The organism is Achromobacter spanius (assembly GCF_002966795.1).
GTDB classification, from domain to species: domain Bacteria; phylum Pseudomonadota; class Gammaproteobacteria; order Burkholderiales; family Burkholderiaceae_B; genus Achromobacter; species Achromobacter spanius_D.
Genome location: NZ_CP023270.1, coordinates 2,391,993 through 2,407,516 on the forward strand (window position 1 = coordinate 2,391,993; position 15,524 = coordinate 2,407,516).

General features: G+C 68.0%; 13 protein-coding genes and 1 pseudogene. 9 read left to right on the plus strand and 5 right to left on the minus strand.

Annotation, left to right across the window (positions count from 1 at the left end; all coding sequences use genetic code 11):
- Positions 1 to 18: 18 nt before the first annotated feature.
- From CLM73_RS10690 to CLM73_RS10705, 4 genes are all read right to left on the minus strand, one after another.
- Positions 19 to 1,005, minus strand: coding sequence for a tripartite tricarboxylate transporter substrate binding protein (locus CLM73_RS10690; RefSeq protein ID WP_105238411.1), 987 nt, complete (start codon positions 1,003 to 1,005; stop codon positions 19 to 21).
- Positions 1,006 to 1,054: 49 nt separating this feature from the next.
- Positions 1,055 to 2,740: a thiamine pyrophosphate-binding protein gene (locus CLM73_RS10695; protein ID WP_105238412.1), complete on the minus strand. Its 1,686-nt coding sequence runs from the start codon at positions 2,738 to 2,740 to the stop codon at positions 1,055 to 1,057.
- 159 nt (positions 2,741 to 2,899) lie between these two features.
- Positions 2,900 to 3,799, minus strand: coding sequence for a helix-turn-helix domain-containing protein (locus CLM73_RS10700; protein WP_105238413.1), 900 nt, complete (start codon positions 3,797 to 3,799; stop codon positions 2,900 to 2,902).
- 115 nt (positions 3,800 to 3,914) lie between these two features.
- Complete coding sequence (locus tag CLM73_RS10705; RefSeq protein WP_418904933.1) at positions 3,915 to 6,305, minus strand: heavy metal translocating P-type ATPase; 2,391 nt, start codon at positions 6,303 to 6,305, stop codon at positions 3,915 to 3,917.
- A gap of 97 nt (positions 6,306 to 6,402) precedes the next feature.
- Between CLM73_RS10705 and cadR the strand changes: the two genes are divergently transcribed.
- The 8 genes and pseudogenes from cadR to CLM73_RS29395 all read left to right on the plus strand — a co-directional run.
- Entirely contained in the window at positions 6,403 to 6,837 is a 435-nt protein-coding gene (gene cadR / locus CLM73_RS10710; protein WP_105238414.1) for a Cd(II)/Pb(II)-responsive transcriptional regulator, read from the plus strand.
- Positions 6,838 to 6,941: 104 nt separating this feature from the next.
- On the plus strand, positions 6,942 to 7,535 hold the full coding sequence (locus CLM73_RS10715) for a nitroreductase family protein (RefSeq protein WP_105238415.1): 594 nt from the start codon (positions 6,942 to 6,944) through the stop codon (positions 7,533 to 7,535).
- 86 nt (positions 7,536 to 7,621) lie between these two features.
- Complete coding sequence (locus CLM73_RS10720; protein ID WP_105238416.1) at positions 7,622 to 8,134, plus strand: sigma-70 family RNA polymerase sigma factor; 513 nt, start codon at positions 7,622 to 7,624, stop codon at positions 8,132 to 8,134.
- Entirely contained in the window at positions 8,131 to 9,102 is a 972-nt protein-coding gene (locus CLM73_RS10725) for a FecR family protein (protein WP_105238417.1), read from the plus strand. The genes CLM73_RS10720 and CLM73_RS10725 overlap by 4 nt, the downstream gene beginning before the upstream one ends.
- A 62-nt stretch (positions 9,103 to 9,164) precedes the next feature.
- The gene (locus tag CLM73_RS10730) at positions 9,165 to 11,546 is read left to right on the plus strand and encodes a TonB-dependent siderophore receptor (RefSeq protein ID WP_105238418.1); all 2,382 of its coding nucleotides are present in this window, start codon (positions 9,165 to 9,167) and stop codon (positions 11,544 to 11,546) included.
- A 228-nt stretch (positions 11,547 to 11,774) separates the two neighbouring features.
- Positions 11,775 to 13,007, plus strand: coding sequence for a 3-methyl-2-oxobutanoate dehydrogenase (2-methylpropanoyl-transferring) subunit alpha (locus CLM73_RS10735; protein ID WP_105238419.1), 1,233 nt, complete (start codon positions 11,775 to 11,777; stop codon positions 13,005 to 13,007).
- A gap of 2 nt (positions 13,008 to 13,009) precedes the next feature.
- A complete protein-coding gene (locus CLM73_RS10740) occupies positions 13,010 to 14,053 on the plus strand; it encodes an alpha-ketoacid dehydrogenase subunit beta (RefSeq protein WP_105238420.1) in 1,044 nt (347 codons plus the stop codon).
- Between the two features lie 22 nt (positions 14,054 to 14,075).
- Positions 14,076 to 14,225, plus strand: a pseudogene (locus CLM73_RS29395) (biotin/lipoyl-containing protein); the annotation flags it as partial.
- Here the strand turns inward: CLM73_RS29395 and CLM73_RS29400 are convergent.
- Entirely contained in the window at positions 14,224 to 14,556 is a 333-nt protein-coding gene (locus CLM73_RS29400) for a pentapeptide repeat-containing protein (protein ID WP_418904948.1), read from the minus strand. The pseudogene CLM73_RS29395 and the gene CLM73_RS29400 overlap by 2 nt on opposite strands.
- Here CLM73_RS29400 and CLM73_RS10745 point away from each other — a divergent pair.
- A complete protein-coding gene (locus CLM73_RS10745; protein ID WP_418904949.1) occupies positions 14,439 to 15,524 on the plus strand; it encodes a 2-oxo acid dehydrogenase subunit E2 in 1,086 nt (361 codons plus the stop codon). The genes CLM73_RS29400 and CLM73_RS10745 overlap by 118 nt on opposite strands.

Here is a 15,524-nt window from a genome sequence, read left to right on the forward strand (position 1 = left end):
GTTGCAAAAAAACGGGTGTCAGTCGGCGGTGGCGCCGGACTGTTTGACCAGCACGCTCCAGCGTTCCACTTCCGTGTTGACGTATTTCTGGAAGGCGGTGTGGCCGTCGCCCACGGGGTCGGCGCCCAGGCCCTTGAGCTTGTCCTGCACGGCCGGGTCGGCGATGCCGTCGGTGATGGCCTTGGACAGCTTTTCCACCACGGGCGCGGGCGTGGCGGCCGGCACGAACAGGCCGAACCACGAACGCGCGTTCATGGCGGTGTAGGCCGTTTCGGAAAACGCCGGCACGTTGGGCAGGGCGGCGTGGCGCTGCGTGCCGGTGACGGCGATGGGGGTGAGGCGGCCCGCCTGCACTTGCGACAACACCTCGGGCAGATTGGCGAACATGATCTGGACCTGTCCGCCCATGAGGTCGTTGAGCGCCTGTGCGCCGCCCTTGTACGGCACGTGCGTCATCTGCGCGCCGGCCAGCGAATTGAATTGCGCGCCCGCCAGGTGCGAGGCCGTGCCGGTGCCGCCGGACGCGTAGTTCACGCGGTTGCCGTTGGCCTTGGCGTAGTCCGCCAGTTCCTGCGGCGTCTTGGCCGGCACCGACGGGTTCACCACCAGCACCAGCGGCACCGAGGCCAGGTTCGACAGGCCGGCGAAGTCGCGCGTCAGGTTGTAGTCCAGCTTGTGATAGAGCGAGGCGTTGATGGCGTGGCTGGACGTGGCCATCAGCAGCGTGTAGCCGTCGGCTTCGGAACGCGCCGCCATGACGGCGCCGATGTTGCCGTTGGCGCCGGCCTTGTTTTCCACCACGACGGGTTGGCCCAGCCGGGTGGACATGGACTGCGCCACGGTGCGCGCGATCACGTCGGTGGCGCCGCCAGCCGCGAACGGCACGATGATGCGCAAGGGGCGCTCGGGGAAATCAGCGGCGGTGGCCGAGGCGGCCGCGCCCAGCGAGGCGGCGGTCATCAGGAAGGCGGCGGCCAGGCGGCGCGGGGTCAGGGTTGTGGACATGTCTCTCTCCAGTGTTGGATTTTTTTATGTGAACGCCGAGCCTGTTATGTCAGGCGCCGGCGGTGCGCGCCTTTTCGCGCAGGCTCGTCAAAGTGGCCCGGGGCGTGATCACCTCGGGGTCCAGACTGAGTTCGATCAGATAGGGGGAACCGCTGTCCAGCGCACGCGCCAGCGCGGGTCCGAACGCTTCATGCGTGTCCACGCGTTCGGCCGCCACGCCAAACGATTGGGCGTAGGCCACGAAATCCGGGTTGCACAGGTCCGTGCCGATGGTGCGGCCGGGGTAGTGCACCTCCTGGTGCATGCGGATCGTGCCGTACATGCCGTTGTTGAACACGATGAAGACGATGCCCAGCTTGTGCTGCTTGACGGTGGCCAGTTCCTGCGACGTCATCAGGAAGCAGCCGTCGCCCGCCAGGCAGATCACCTGACGCTCGGGGTGGCGCAGCTTGGCCGCGATGGCCGCGGGCACGCCGTAACCCATGGCGCCGCTGGTGGGCGCCAATTGCGTGCGTGGGTGGCTGAAGCGGTAGTAACGATGCGCCCAGGCGCTGTAGTTGCCCGCGCCGTTGGTCAGGATGGCGCGCGAATCGAGCTGGTCGCGCAGCGTGGCAATGACGCGCGCCGGGTCCATGTCTCCGCGTGCGGCGGGCGGTTCGGTGTAGCGCAGGTAGTTGCCGCGCAGCCGTTGCGTCCAGTCGCGCCACGGCGACGCATCCACAGGCGCCAACGCCGCGGCCGACGTCGCAAAAGCGTCCATGCCCGATTGAATCTTCAGCTTGGGCTGATACACGCGGCCCAGCTCTTCCGGGCTGGTCAGCACGTGGATCAGCGTCTGGCTGGGCACCGGCGATTGCAGCAGGGTATAGCCGCCCGTCACCATCTCGCCCAGCCGCGCGCCCACGGCCAGGATGACGTCGGCCTGGCGCACGGCCTCGGCCAGTTCCGGGTTCACGCCGATGCCGACTTCGCCGACGTACTGCGCGTGGTGGTTGTCAAAAAGGTCCTGGCGGCGGAACGAGCACGCGACGGGCAGGCCGTTCATTTCGGCAAAACGGGTCAGGCTTGCCAGCCCCGTGTCGGTCCAGCCGGAACCGCCGGCGATCAGCAGGGGACGCTGCGCGCCCGCCAGCAGCGTGCGCATGCTGGCCAGGGCGTCGGGCGCGGGGTAGGCCTGCGGCACCTGGATCGTGCCGCAGGGCAGGGCCGGGGCCACGTCCGTCAGCATGTCCTCGGGCAGCGCCAGCACCACGGGGCCGGGCCGGCCGGACGTGGCAACGGAAAACGCGCGGTTCAGGTATTCGGTGACGCGCGCGGCGCTGTCGATCTGCGCCACCCACTTCGTGAACTGGCCGAACATGCGGCGGTAGTCGATTTCCTGGAAGGCCTCGCGCTCGACCATGTCGTTGCCGACCTGGCCCACCAGCACGATCATCGGGGTGGAATCCTGGAACGCGGTCTGCACGCCGATGCTGGCATTGGTGGCGCCGGGGCCGCGCGTCACCATGCAGATGCCGGGCCGGCCGGTCAGCTTGCCGTGCGCCTCGGCCATGAATGCCGCCGCGCCTTCATGCCGGCAGGACACCAGCCGGATCTGCTCGCGGTGCGCATACAGCGCGTCCAGTACGTCCAGGTAGCTCTCGCCGGGCACGCCGAATACGGTGTCCACGCCGTGTTCCAACAAGGCCCGCACCACATGCTGGCCGCCCGTCATCAATGTCGAAGTGTCATTCATCGCAGTTTCAATCTGGCCGCAGCGCGGCGGGTTGAGTCCGGATGAACTTTACGCAGCCCGGGTCAGGGCGCGTTAGGACAGATCAGAGCTTGTTTTGCACTTTTTTGCGGGGCGGGCGACGTGGCGGTGGTTCAATACGGCCGCCATCCGGCCGTGCCGTCATTCGATGGGGCGGTAATACTTCTTACGGAAATCGCCGGGCGTGCAGCCCGTGTGCTTCTTGAAAAAGCGCGTGAAATACGCCGGATCCTCAATGTTCAGCTGAAATCCGATCTCGGCGATGCTCAGGTCCGTGTTGCACAGCAGCCGCTTGGCCTCCAGCGCAATGCGCTCCTGCACCAGCTGGCTGGCGGTGCGTCCCACGCTGCGCTTTACCGCGTCGTTGAGTTGGCGTTCGCTGACGCACAAGGCGTCGGCGTACTGGCGGATGGCCGAGTAGTCCAGGTAATGCTCTTCGATCAGCAGGGTGAAGCGCTTGGCCAGCGAATAGCTGGGGCCGGCGGCGGTCTCGCGGTCGTCGGCCGGATACAGGCGGCGAAGCTGGGTCAGCAGGATCAGCAGGTACGACCGCACCACGTCAAAGCGCCCCGTCTGGCGATCGCGCGTTTCGCGTTCAATCTCGGCCAGCAGCGGCAGCATGGCGTCGTGCTGCTCGCGCGTCAGGTAAATGACGGGCGGTCCGCCCGCCAGGTGAAAGAACGGAAATTTTGCGATGTCGTCCGCGCGCGGGAACATCTGCGCGAAGAACTCGGTGCTGATGTTCATGACGTAGCCGCTGGGTTTCACCGACGACGTCCATGCGTGGATCTGGCCCGGGGACAGGAAGAAGACCGAGTGGTCGCGCACCGCGTGCTGCTCGAAGTCCAGCAGGTGCGTGCCCTGCGCCTCGGTCATCCACAGCAGGTGGTAATAGCGGTGCCGGTGCAGAAAGCCGCGCGGAATGTCGTCGTGGTCCTGCAGGCGCACGAGGTCGAAATAGAAGGATCCCTCTCCCGAGAAATCCGACGATTCAAAGGTGGGAAACGTTTCCGGGATGGGCGAATGCGAACCTGCGGACAAGCGGGAGTCTCCTTGATGGCGCGCGGGGCGGCTCTGTTTTTCGCCATCATACGGGCAATCGCGGCAGGGACTGCGGCGGGGGGCGGCGCCGGATCGGCGCCGCTCGCCGTTCCGATCAGCGGTTTGCTGGCGCGGCGCGCAGCAGCCGCAGGCCGTTGGCCACCACCAGGAGGCTCGCGCCCACATCGGCAAACACGGCCATCCACAGCGTCGCGTGGCCCGTCACGGCGAGCGCCAGGAACACCACCTTGATTCCCAGCGCCAGCGCGATGTTCTGCACCAGCACGCGATGCGTGGCGCGCGACAGGCGCAGGAAGGTGCCGATCTTGCGCAGGTCGTCGTCCATCAGCGCCACGTCGGCGGTCTCGATGGCGGTCCCGGTGCCGGCCGCGCCCATCGCAAAGCCGATGTCGGCGCGGGCCAGCGCGGGCGCGTCGTTGATGCCGTCGCCCACCATGCCGACCCGCACGTCCGGCGCGAGCTTGCCTTCGATGGCGGTCAGCTTGTCCTCGGGCAACTGGTCGCCGCGCGCCTCGTCGATGCCGACCTGACGCGCGATGGCCTGCGCGGTCGGCGTGTTGTCGCCCGTCAGCATGAGGGTGCGCACGCCCAGTCCGTGCAGGTCGGCGATGGCCTGGGCGCTGGTGGGCTTGACCGTGTCGGCCACGGCCGCCAGCGCCAGCACGCGGCTGCCGTCGGACAGCGCGATGACGCTTTTGCCCTGACTTTCCAGTTCGTCGAAGCGGGCGTCGAGCGCGCTGCTGGACACGCCCAGTTCGCGCATCAGGCGGCGGTTGCCCAGGTGATACGTCTGGCCACTTACCTGACCGCTGACGCCGCGGCCGGGCAGGGCGGTGAAGGCGTCGACCTCCAGCAGCGCGCTGCCGGCCTCGCGCGCGGCGTTGGCCACGGCGAGCGACACAGGGTGGTCGGACCGGGCTGCCAGGCTGGCGGCGATCAGGGCGGCGGGGTGGGGGCTGGGCTCGGGCGCGTCCCAGTCCTGCAGGTCGGTCTGCTCCGGCTTGCCGTGCGTCAGCGTGCCGGTCTTGTCCAGCGCCAGCCATTTCAGGTTGCGCCCTTCTTCAAGATAGACACCGCCCTTGATGAGGATGCCGCGGCGCGAGGCGGCGGTCAGGCCGCTGACGATGCTGACGGGCGTGGAAATCACCAGCGCGCACGGGCAGGCAATGATCAAGAGCGCCAGGGCGCGGTAGATGGCATCGAACCACGGCTGGCCCCACAGCAGCGGCGGCAGCACGGCCACGGCGGCCGCGATGGCCACGACGGCCGGCGTGTAGATGCGCGAGAACCGGTCGATGAAGCGCTGCGTGGGGGCGCGCGCGCCCTGCGCCTGTTCCACCGCGTGGATGATGCGCGCCAGCGTGGTGTTGCCGGCGGCCGCGGTCACGCGGTATTCAAAGGAACCGGAGGTGTTGACGGTGGCCGCGAACACCGGATCGTCCTGGGCCTTTTCGACAGGCAGGCTTTCGCCCGTGATGGGCGACTGGTCCACGGCCGACGTGCCGTTCACCACGATACCGTCGGCGGCGATGCGCTCGCCCGGCCGCACGCGCACGATGCCGCCCGGCTGCAGCGACGCGGCGGGCACTTCCACCCAGCTGCCGTCCGGCTGGCGCAACGTGGCGGTGTCGGGCGCCAGGTCCAGCAGGCCACGCACGGCGTTGCGCGCCCGGTCCAGCGAGCGGGCTTCGATCAGTTCGGCCACGTTGAAGAGGAACATCACCATGGCGGCTTCGGGCCACTGGCCGATCAGCACGGCGCCGGTGACGGCGATGCTCATCAGCGCGTTGATGTTCAGGTTGCCGTTGCGCACGGCGATCCAGCCCTTGCGGTAGGTGGTGATGCCGCAGGCCAGGATGGCGGCCACGGCCAGCGCGGCGGTCACGAGCAGCGGGCCGCCGGCAAAATGCGAGAACTCGGACAGCGCAGCCAGCACGCCCGCGCCGCCGATCAGCCACCAGTTCACCTTTTTGGCGGCGGGGGCGGGGGCTGCCGCCGCGCCGTCGGCCAGGGGCTCGGGCGTCATGTCCAGCGACTTGATGGCCGCGACGATGCGGTCCAGCGCGCCCTCGGCGTGGACGACGGTCAGAATGCGCTGCATCAGGTTGAAGTCCAGCGCGTGCACGCCGTCCACCCCGTCCAGCTTCTTGCGGATCAGCGTTTCCTCGGTGGGGCAGTCCATCTGGCCGATGCGCAGGCGCGCCAGCAACTGGCCGGGGCCGGCGGTGAGCGTCGTGGCGGCGGCGCCGGCGGTTGGCTGCAGGATGGCTTCGCCGTGATCGTGGCCGCAGCAGGCGGCGTCCTTGGCCGCCGGGGCCGCGGCAGCCGGCGCGCAGCAACTGTCGGCGGCGTGCCCGTGGTCGTGATGGTTGTGGCCGTGATCCTTGCCCGGCGCGGTCTGCGCAGGCGCGTGCCCGCCACCGCAGCAGGCGCCGCCGTGCCCGCCCGATTGATGTTCGCGTTGTTTGACCGGAGGTAAAGACATCCGCTTGACCCTTCAAATAAGCTGATGACGCAATTCCACACCTTGGAGTTACTATAGGGTCAACCCCTAATCATCGGATCTGATCCGGGAGGCAGCGATGCGTATCGGCGAATTGGCCACGGCGGCCGGCACCACGGTCGAAACCGTCAGGTATTACGAGAAAGAGGGGCTGCTGCCCGCCCCGGAGCGTGGGCTGAACAATTACCGCACCTACGGCCAGATGCACCTGGAGCGCCTGCGCCTCATCCGCAACTGCCGCGCACTGGACATGACGCAGGACGAGATCCGCGCCATCCTGTCCGTGGCCGATAACCATCGCACCGGTTGCGGCCCCATCAACCAGCTCTTTGACGAGCACATCTCCCACGTCGACGAGCGCATCGCCGAATTGATGCAGCTAAAGGGCCAATTGACCGAGCTGCGCCAGCGCTGCCTGTCGGCGCGGCCCGACTCGGACGATTGCGGCATCCTGCACGGACTGAGCGAAATGCAGGTCGAAGAGCGGCAAGAGCGGCACACCCACCTGGGCTGAGCGCGCCGCCCGGATGCCCTTGTTGCAGTCCGGGGGATCAGCGACCGGTCAGACGTCATCGCGTACTATGAGAATCTGTTTCTTTCCCATTTGCGCATCGATCAATGACCGTAAACCAGACCGCCACGCCGCTCCACGCCCTGACCTCGCGCCGCTCCTTCAAGCTCCTGCGGGCGCCGGCGCCCAAACCCGACGAACTCGAACAGATCCTGCAGGCCGCCATGTCGGCCCCCGATCATGGCGCGCTGCGTCCGTGGCGCTATGTCGTGATTCAGGGCGAGGCCATCGGCAAGCTGGCGGACACGGCGCTGGACGCCGTCAAGCGCAGCGGCGATCCGCGCATGACGCCCGAAAAGGAAAAGTCGGTGCGCGAATGGATGGCCAGCGTGCCGCTGTTCATCGCCGTGGCCCAGAAGATCGCCCATGACAACACCAAGATCCCCGAACAGGAACAGCTGCTGGCCGCCGGCTGCTCGGTGATGAACATCCTGAACGCCGTCCACATGCTGGGCTACGCCGCGTTCTGGAGCACCGGCCTGGGCACCTACGTTGAAGAGGTCCAGGACGCGCTGGGACTGGACGCGCTGGATTACCGCTTCCTGGGCTTTTTGGCCATCGGCACGCCTGCGTGCGCGGTGCCGCCCGCCAAGCGTCCGGACTACCGTGAGTTCGTCACGGAGTGGACCGGCGCCGTTTAAGCCGGACAGCGCGGTCGCCGGCCGCGCTTGCGCGCCAGGCAATAAATGACAATAATTCTTATTGTTAATTAGCTTGGCGCATCGTTATGTCCTCATCCGCGCAGCCCACGGAGCACGCCGCTGCCGAGCTGTATGAAGCCCATCACTCCTGGCTGCAGGAGTGGTTGCGGCGCAGATTGGGTTGCCGCCACGACGCCGCCGATCTCGCGCACGATACCTTCGTGCGGATCCTGTCGGGCCGCCACGCCGAAGCGATTCGCGAGCCGCGGGCGTTCCTGACCACCCTGGCGCAGCGCGCGCTTTTTACGTTCTGGCGTCGCCGCGACCTGGAACGCGCCTATCTCGACAGCCTGCAGGCGCTGCCGCAGGCCAGCGCGCCCAGCGAAGAAAGCCGCGCGCTTGTCGTCGAGGCCCTGATGCACATCGACCGCGTGCTGCACCGCCTGCCGCGCCGAGCGCGCCAGGCTTTTCTCTACAGCCAGATTGACGAGCTGGGCTACGCCGAGATCGCCGCACGCATCGGCGTGTCCGTGATCACCGTGCGGCGCTACATGAAGCAGGCCATCACGCTGTGCGTGGCCGCCCGGCTTGCGCCATGACGGCGCCGGCACTGCCGGCCGAACTGGAATCGGCCGTGGACTGGATGGTGCTGCTGTCCTCCGGCAGCGTTGCCGCGGCGGACCGGGTGCGGTTTGAAAGCTGGCGCCAGTCCGATCCGCGCCATGCCGCGGCGTGGGAGACGGTGAACACCGCGGTCAAGGGGTCTTTTGACGCCCTGGGCCAGGGCGGGCAGCGGCGCGCCGCCGGGGCGGTGCTGCAGGAGCCGCCGGCCCGGCGCCGCGCCTTGCGCAACATGCTGATGCTGGCGCTCGCCGCCGGCGGGCTGGCGGCGCTTGCAGACCGCCAGACGCCGTTGCGCACCCTGACCGCCGACCTTCGCACGGGCACGGCCGAGCGCCGCGTCTACACCTTGCCCGATGGCAGCGAATTGACCTTGAATGCGCGATCCGCGGTGGATCTGGATTTCTCTGCCGAGGCGCGCCGGGTTCGCTTGCGCAGCGGCGCAGTGCTCGTGCGCGTGGCGGCCGACGCCAGCCGGCCTTTCATGGTGGTCAGCGCCGACGGCGAGGTCCAGGCGCTTGGCACGGTGTTCGGCGTGGCCCGCCAGGGCGAGACCAGCGTGGCCAGCGTGCTCGAGCACAGCGTCGAGGTGCGCGCGGGCGGACAGCGCCTGACCCTGCATGCGGGCGAGGGCGTGCGTTTCGGGGCGGGCGGCCTCGGCCAGCCGGATGTGCGGCTGAGCGACGCGGCCGCGTGGCAGGGCGGCATGCTGGTTGTACATGACGAGCCCCTGGGCGCGGTGGTGGACGCCTTGCGTCCGTATCGGCGAGGCGTCATCAGGATCACGCCGCAGGCCGCGCGGCTGCGCGTGCTGGGCGCCTTCCCGCTGGACGACACGGACCGCACGCTGGAATCGCTGCGCCAGACGCTGCCCATCCAGGTCAGTTCGCTGGGCGGCTGGCTGGTGGGCATCGACCTGCGCGCGGACGCCGCTGAAAAAAAATGATCGCTTTTGCCGGCCTCGCTGGACATACCTCCTGAAACGCCAAACTGTTTGCAGGAGATCCCATGTTTCACCACTATCCAGCCGCGCCGCTGACGGCCGCGCTGATCGTCGCTTTGGCCGCGCCCGCGGTGCAGGCTCAGACACCGTCCCAGACCCCGGCGGCAACGCGCTATGACCTGCCGGCTGCGCCGCTGGGCGACACCTTGACCCGGATCGCCCGCCAAAGCGGGCGCGCGGTGTCGGTCGACCCCGCCTTGGTCGCGGGACGCACGGCTGCGGCGGTGGCGGGCAATTACACCCCTGAAGAGGCCGTGCGCCAGGCGCTGGCGGGCAGCGGGCTGGAGCTGGCGGTAACGGCCAACGGCACGCTGAGCGCGCGCCGCGCGCCGGCCAACGCGACGATGCTGGAACCGGTGCGCGTGACCGGCTCGGCGGAATCGCCCACCGGCCACGTCGAGGGCTACGTTGCGCAGCGCGCGATGTCGGGCACGAAGACGGACACGCCGCTGATCGAGACGCCGCAATCGGTGTCGGTGGTCACCAGCGACCAGATCCGCGCGGTCAAGGCGGCGTCGCTGGCCGACGCGCTGGGGTATACGCCAGGCGTTTCCTCGCAGTCGCCGGCGTTCAGCCGGATGGTCGATGACCTGATGCTGCGCGGCTTCAATGTGGCGGCCGGCAATTCCGGGCAACTGCGCGATGGCCTGAAGCTGCAATCCAGCGTCTACGACGGCGGGCAGGAACCGTACGGCCTGGAGCGGGTGGAAGTGCTGCGCGGCGCGTCGTCCGTCCTGTATGGGCAATTGAGCCCCGGCGGCGTGGTGAACACCGTCAGCAAGCGGCCCACCGCCGACACGCTGCGCGAGCTGAACCTGGAGACGGGCAGCTATAACCGCCGGCAGGTGTCGGGCGACTTCGCCGGCGCGCTGACCGATGACGGCACGTGGACCTACCGGTTGACCGGTCTGGCGCGCAACGCCGACAACTGGGTGGATCATGTGCCGGACGACCGGACCTATCTGGCGCCGGCATTGACGTGGCAGCCGTCGGCCGCGACGTCCCTGACCCTGCTGGCGACCTACCAGCGCATCCGCACCAAATTCGCCGCGCCCATGCCTGCCGCCAACACGCTCAACGGCCAGATTCCGCGCGACCTGTTCATCGGCGAGCCTGATTTCGACCGCTACGACACGGACACCTACACCGTGGGCTACGCGTTCGAACACGCCTTCAACGACCGCGTGAAGCTGCGCCAGAGCGCGCGCTATTTCACCGCTGACGGCACGTGGGACTACCTGTCGTTCGGCGCCCTGCAGGCCAATGGCCGCACGCTGCGCCGGGGCGTCGTCAGCCGCAGCGAGCATTCGTACGGCATCGCCACCGACACGTCGCTGGAAATGAAACTGGATGGCGGCCCCTTGCAGCACACCGTGCTGGCTGGCCTGGACTACTACCGCAGCGGCTACGATTCCCACCGCCATTCCGGCACGGTGGCACCGCTGGCCGATATCTACAACCCGGTCTACGGCGCCGTGCCGGTGCTGAACACCGCGGCTGACTACGGCATCAACACGCGGTCCAGCGCGCTGGGCCTCTACGTGCAGGATCAGATCAAGATCCAGGACAAGTGGGTGGTCGTGCTGGGCGGGCGCCAGGACTGGGCCGACACGGACCAGAAAAGCTACGCCAACGGCACCACCACCCGGCTGCGCGACACGGCCACGACCGGCCGCATCGGTCTGCTTTATCTGGCCGACAACGGCCTGGCGCCTTACCTCAGCGCCAGCCAGTCGTTCGCGCCCACGGTGGGCGTGGACCGCGCGGGCAATGCGTTCAAGCCCACCAAGGGCACCCAGTACGAACTGGGGCTGCGCTACGAGCCGCCCGGCGGCAACATGCTGTACAGCGCCGCCATCTACGACCTGACGCAGACCAATGCGCTGACCAGCGATCCGGCCGATGCCACGTATTCGGTGCAGACGGGCAAGGCGCGTTCGCGCGGCCTGGAACTGGAAGCCAAGGCTCGCCTGGGTGCGCTGAACCTGACCGCGAGCTATGCGTACACCGACGCGCGCACCACGCGCAGCAACACGCCGGCCCTGGTGGACCAGCGCATCGCGCTGGTGCCGCTGCACAGCGCGTCGGTGTGGGCCGACTACAACCTGACGGCGGTGGGCGTGAGCGGCCTGACCGTGGGGGCAGGGGTGCGCTACGCCAGTTCGACCAACCTGCCGGGCTACCCCGCCAATGTGCCGGGGCAGTTCCTGGTGGACGCGATGGCCGCGTATGACTTTGGCGCGCTGGATCCGTCGATGTCCGGCCTGTCGCTGGTGCTGAACGCGCGCAACCTGTTCAACCGCGGCTACCTGGCTTGCGCCGGCAGCACCGGCTGCCGCTACGGCGATCCGCGCACCTTGTACGCGACGCTCAGCTACCGCTGGTAGGAGCGGGCAACCGGGCCTGCCGCAACGCAGGAAAACCCGTAGTGCAATGCGGCCTTCAGAGGCCGCGCGGCCCGCTCATCGGCCCTGTCCCCTGTGCTAATCTCGTCAACGGCTTTGCCCAAGTATCCCCGGGCGCAAGCCGTCGACGGCAGCGTCCGAGGTCACACGCCTCTGGCAACGCCTTGGTAGGAAGAAAACGCATGACACGATCAAGCGTGGAGACAATACATGAGCCAATATGGGCCGCTGAAGTTGCACGTCCCCGAGCCGACAGGGCGACCGGGTTGCAAGACAGACTTCTCCTATCTGCATCTTTCGCCGCCCGGCGAGGTGCCCAAACCCCCCATTGATGTTGCCGCGGTCGACACCGGTCCACTGGCCTATAGCCTGGTCCGCGTCATCGACGAGCATGGCCGCGCCGTCGGGCCCTGGGCACCGGAGATCAGCCACGACCTGCTGCGCGCCGGCATGCGGGCGATGCTCAAGACGCGCATCTTCGATGGGCGCATGCTGACCGCGCAGCGCAAGAAGAAGATTTCGTTCTACATGCAGAGCCTGGGCGAGGAGGCCATCGGCACCGCCCACGCCATGGCGCTGGAAAAGGGGGATATGTGCTTTCCCACCTATCGCCAGCAAAGCATCCTGCTGTCGCGCGACGTGTCGCTGGTGACGATGATGTGCCAGCTCATGTCCAACGAGCGCGACCCGCTCAAGGGCCGCCAACTGCCGGTCATGTATTCCGACCGCGAGAACGGCTTCTTCACGATTTCGGGCAACCTGGCCACGCAGTTCATCCAGGCGGTGGGCTGGGCCATGGCGTCGGCCATCAAGGGCGACACCCGCATTGCCTCGGCCTGGATTGGCGACGGCGCCACCGCCGAAGCCGACTTCCACACCGCGTTGACCTTCGCGCACGTTTACCGAGCGCCCGTCATCCTGAACGTGGTCAACAACCAGTGGGCCATCTCCACCTTCCAGGCGATCGCCGGCGGCGAGGGTGCAACCTTCGCGGGCCGCGGCGTGGGCTGCGGCATCGCGTCGCTGCGGGTGGATGGCAACGATTTCCTGGCGGTCTATTCCGCGTCGATCTGGGCCGCCGAGCGCGCTCGCCGCAATCTTGGCCCGACCCTGATCGAATGGGTGACGTACCGCGCCGGTCCGCACTCCACCTCCGACGACCCCACCAAATACCGTCCCGGCGACGACTGGAGCCACTTCCCGCTTGGCGACCCGATCGAGCGCTTCAAGAAACACCTCATCCTGTTGGGCATCTGGTCCGACGCCGAGCACGACGCGGTCCGCGCCGAACTCGACGCCGAGATCCTGGCGGCCCAGAAGGAAGCAGAGAGCTACGGCACCCTGGTGGACGGCCACGTCCCCAGCGCCGCCAGCATTTTTGAAGACGTGTACAAGGACATGCCGGAGCATCTGCGCCGGCAGCGTCAGCAGCTCGGAGTCTGACCATGGCAATCGATAACAACGCTGGTCCGGCCTCGGCGCCGATGACCATGATCCAGGCATTGCGCTCGGCCATGGATGTCATGCTTGAGCGCGACAACAACGTCGTCGTGTTCGGGCAGGACGTCGGGTACTTCGGCGGCGTGTTCCGCTGCACCGAAGGCCTGCAGGCCAAGTTCGGCAGCTCTCGCGTGTTCGACACCCCCATCTCCGAAGGCGGCATCGTCGGCGTGGCGGTGGGCATGGGCGCCTACGGCCTGCGCCCCGTGTGCGAGATCCAGTTCGCCGACTACTTCTATCCGGCCTCGGACCAGATTGTGTCCGAGGCGGCGCGCCTGCGCTACCGCTCGGTGGGCGAATTCATTGCCCCCATGACCATCCGCATGCCCTGCGGCGGCGGCATCTACGGCGGGCAGACGCACAGCCAGAGCCCCGAGGCCATGTTCACGCAGGTCTGCGGGCTGCGCACGGTGATGCCATCCAATCCGTATGACGCGAAGGGGCTCTTGATCGCCGCTATCGAGAACGACGATCCGGTGATCTTCCTGGAACCCAAGCGCCTCTACAACGGCCCGTTCGACGGCCACCATGACCGTCCCGTCACGCCGTGGACCGGCCGCCCCGGCAGCGTCGTGCCCACCGGCTACTACACCGTGCCGCTGGAATCGGCCGCCATCGTGCGTCCGGGGTCGGAACTGACGGTGCTGACCTACGGCACCACCGTGCACGTGTCGCTGACCGCGGCTGAAGAGACCGGCATCGACGCCGAAGTCATCGACCTGCGCAGCCTCTGGCCGCTGGATCTGGACGCCATCGTCAACTCGGTCAAGAAGACCGGGCGCTGCGTGGTGGTGCACGAAGCCACGCGCACCTGCGGCTTTGGCGCGGAACTGATTTCTCTGGTGCAGGAACACTGCTTCCATCATCTGGAGGCGCCCGTCGAGCGCGTGACCGGTTGGGACACTCCCTATCCGCACGCGCAGGAATGGGCGTACTTCCCCGGCCCGCGCCGGGTCGGCGAAGCGTTCAAACGCGCGATGGAGGCATGACATGGGGATTCATATCATCAAGATGCCCGACATCGGCGAAGGCATCGCAGAGGTCGAGCTGGTGGGCTGGCACGTCAAGGTGGGCGACACCGTCGCCGAGGATCAGCCGCTGGCCGACGTCATGACGGACAAGGCCACGGTCGAGATTCCCTCGCCGGTGGTCGGCAAGGTTATTTCGCTGGGCGGTGATGTGGGCCAGGTGATGGCCGTGGGCGGGGAGCTGATCCGGCTTGAAGTCGAAGGCGAAGGGAATGTGAAGGCGGGCGCTGCGGCGGCCGCGCCGGCGGCGAAGACGGCGGTGGCTGCGGCTGATGGGATTGCTGCCGACGGGGCGCAGCGTGCGGGTGGCCCGAGTTTGGTGGAAAGTGGCGCTGCGGCTTCCGGCGTGGCGACGCCCGGCGTATCGACGCCCGGCGCATCGACGCCCGGCGTAACGACGCCCGGCGTAACGACGCCCGGCGTAACGACGCCCGCACCTTCCACGCCTGCCAAGTCTTCAGCATCTGCATCCGCATCCGCCTCCGCGCCGGCGTCGGCCAAGTCGCCGGCCGGGCGCCAATCCGGCGGCGCGCCCGCCGCAGTCCGCCAGCCCGGCGAAAAGCCGTTGGCGTCGCCCGCCGTGCGCAAGCGCGCGTGGGACCTGGGCGTCGAACTGCGCTACGTGCAAGGCAGCGGCCCCGCCGGTCGCATCCTGCACGAGGATCTGGACGCGTGGCTGCAAGGGCAGGGCTCGGCCATCAGCGCGCGCGCCGGCTCGGCCTACGCCGAACGCAATGACGAAGACGCCGTGCCCGTCATCGGCCTGCGCAGAAAGATCGCGCAGAAGATGGCCGAGTCCAAGCGCCGCATCCCGCATTTCAGCTACGTCGAGGAAATCGACGTGACCGAGCTCGAAGACCTGCGCGTGCAGCTCAACGCCAAATGGGGCGAGTCGCGCGGCAAGCTGACGCTGCTGCCGCTTCTGGCCCGCGCGATGGTGGTGGCGCTGCGCGATTTTCCGCAGATCAACGCGCGCTATGACGACGAGGCCGGGGTCGTGACGCGCTACGGCGCGGTGCACATCGGCATCGCCACGCAAAGCGACGGCGGCCTGATGGTGCCGGTGATGCGCCACGCCGAGGCGCGCGATCTCTGGTCCATGGCGGCCGAGATCACGCGGCTGGCGCAGGCAGTGCGCACGGGCTCGGCCGGGCGCGACGAGCTGTCCGGCTCGACCATCACCATCACCAGCCTGGGCCCCTTGGGCGGCATCGTCACCACGCCGGTGATCAACCACCCCGAGGTCGGCATCGTGGGCGTGAACCGCATCGTCGAACGCCCCGCCTTCCGCAACGGCGCCGTGGTGGCGCGCAAGCTGATGAACCTGTCTTCGTCCTTCGACCACCGCGTGGTGGACGGCATGGACGCGGCGCGCTTCATCCAGGCCGTGCGCGCGCTGCTGGAACAACCCGCGCTGCTTTTCGTGGAGTAA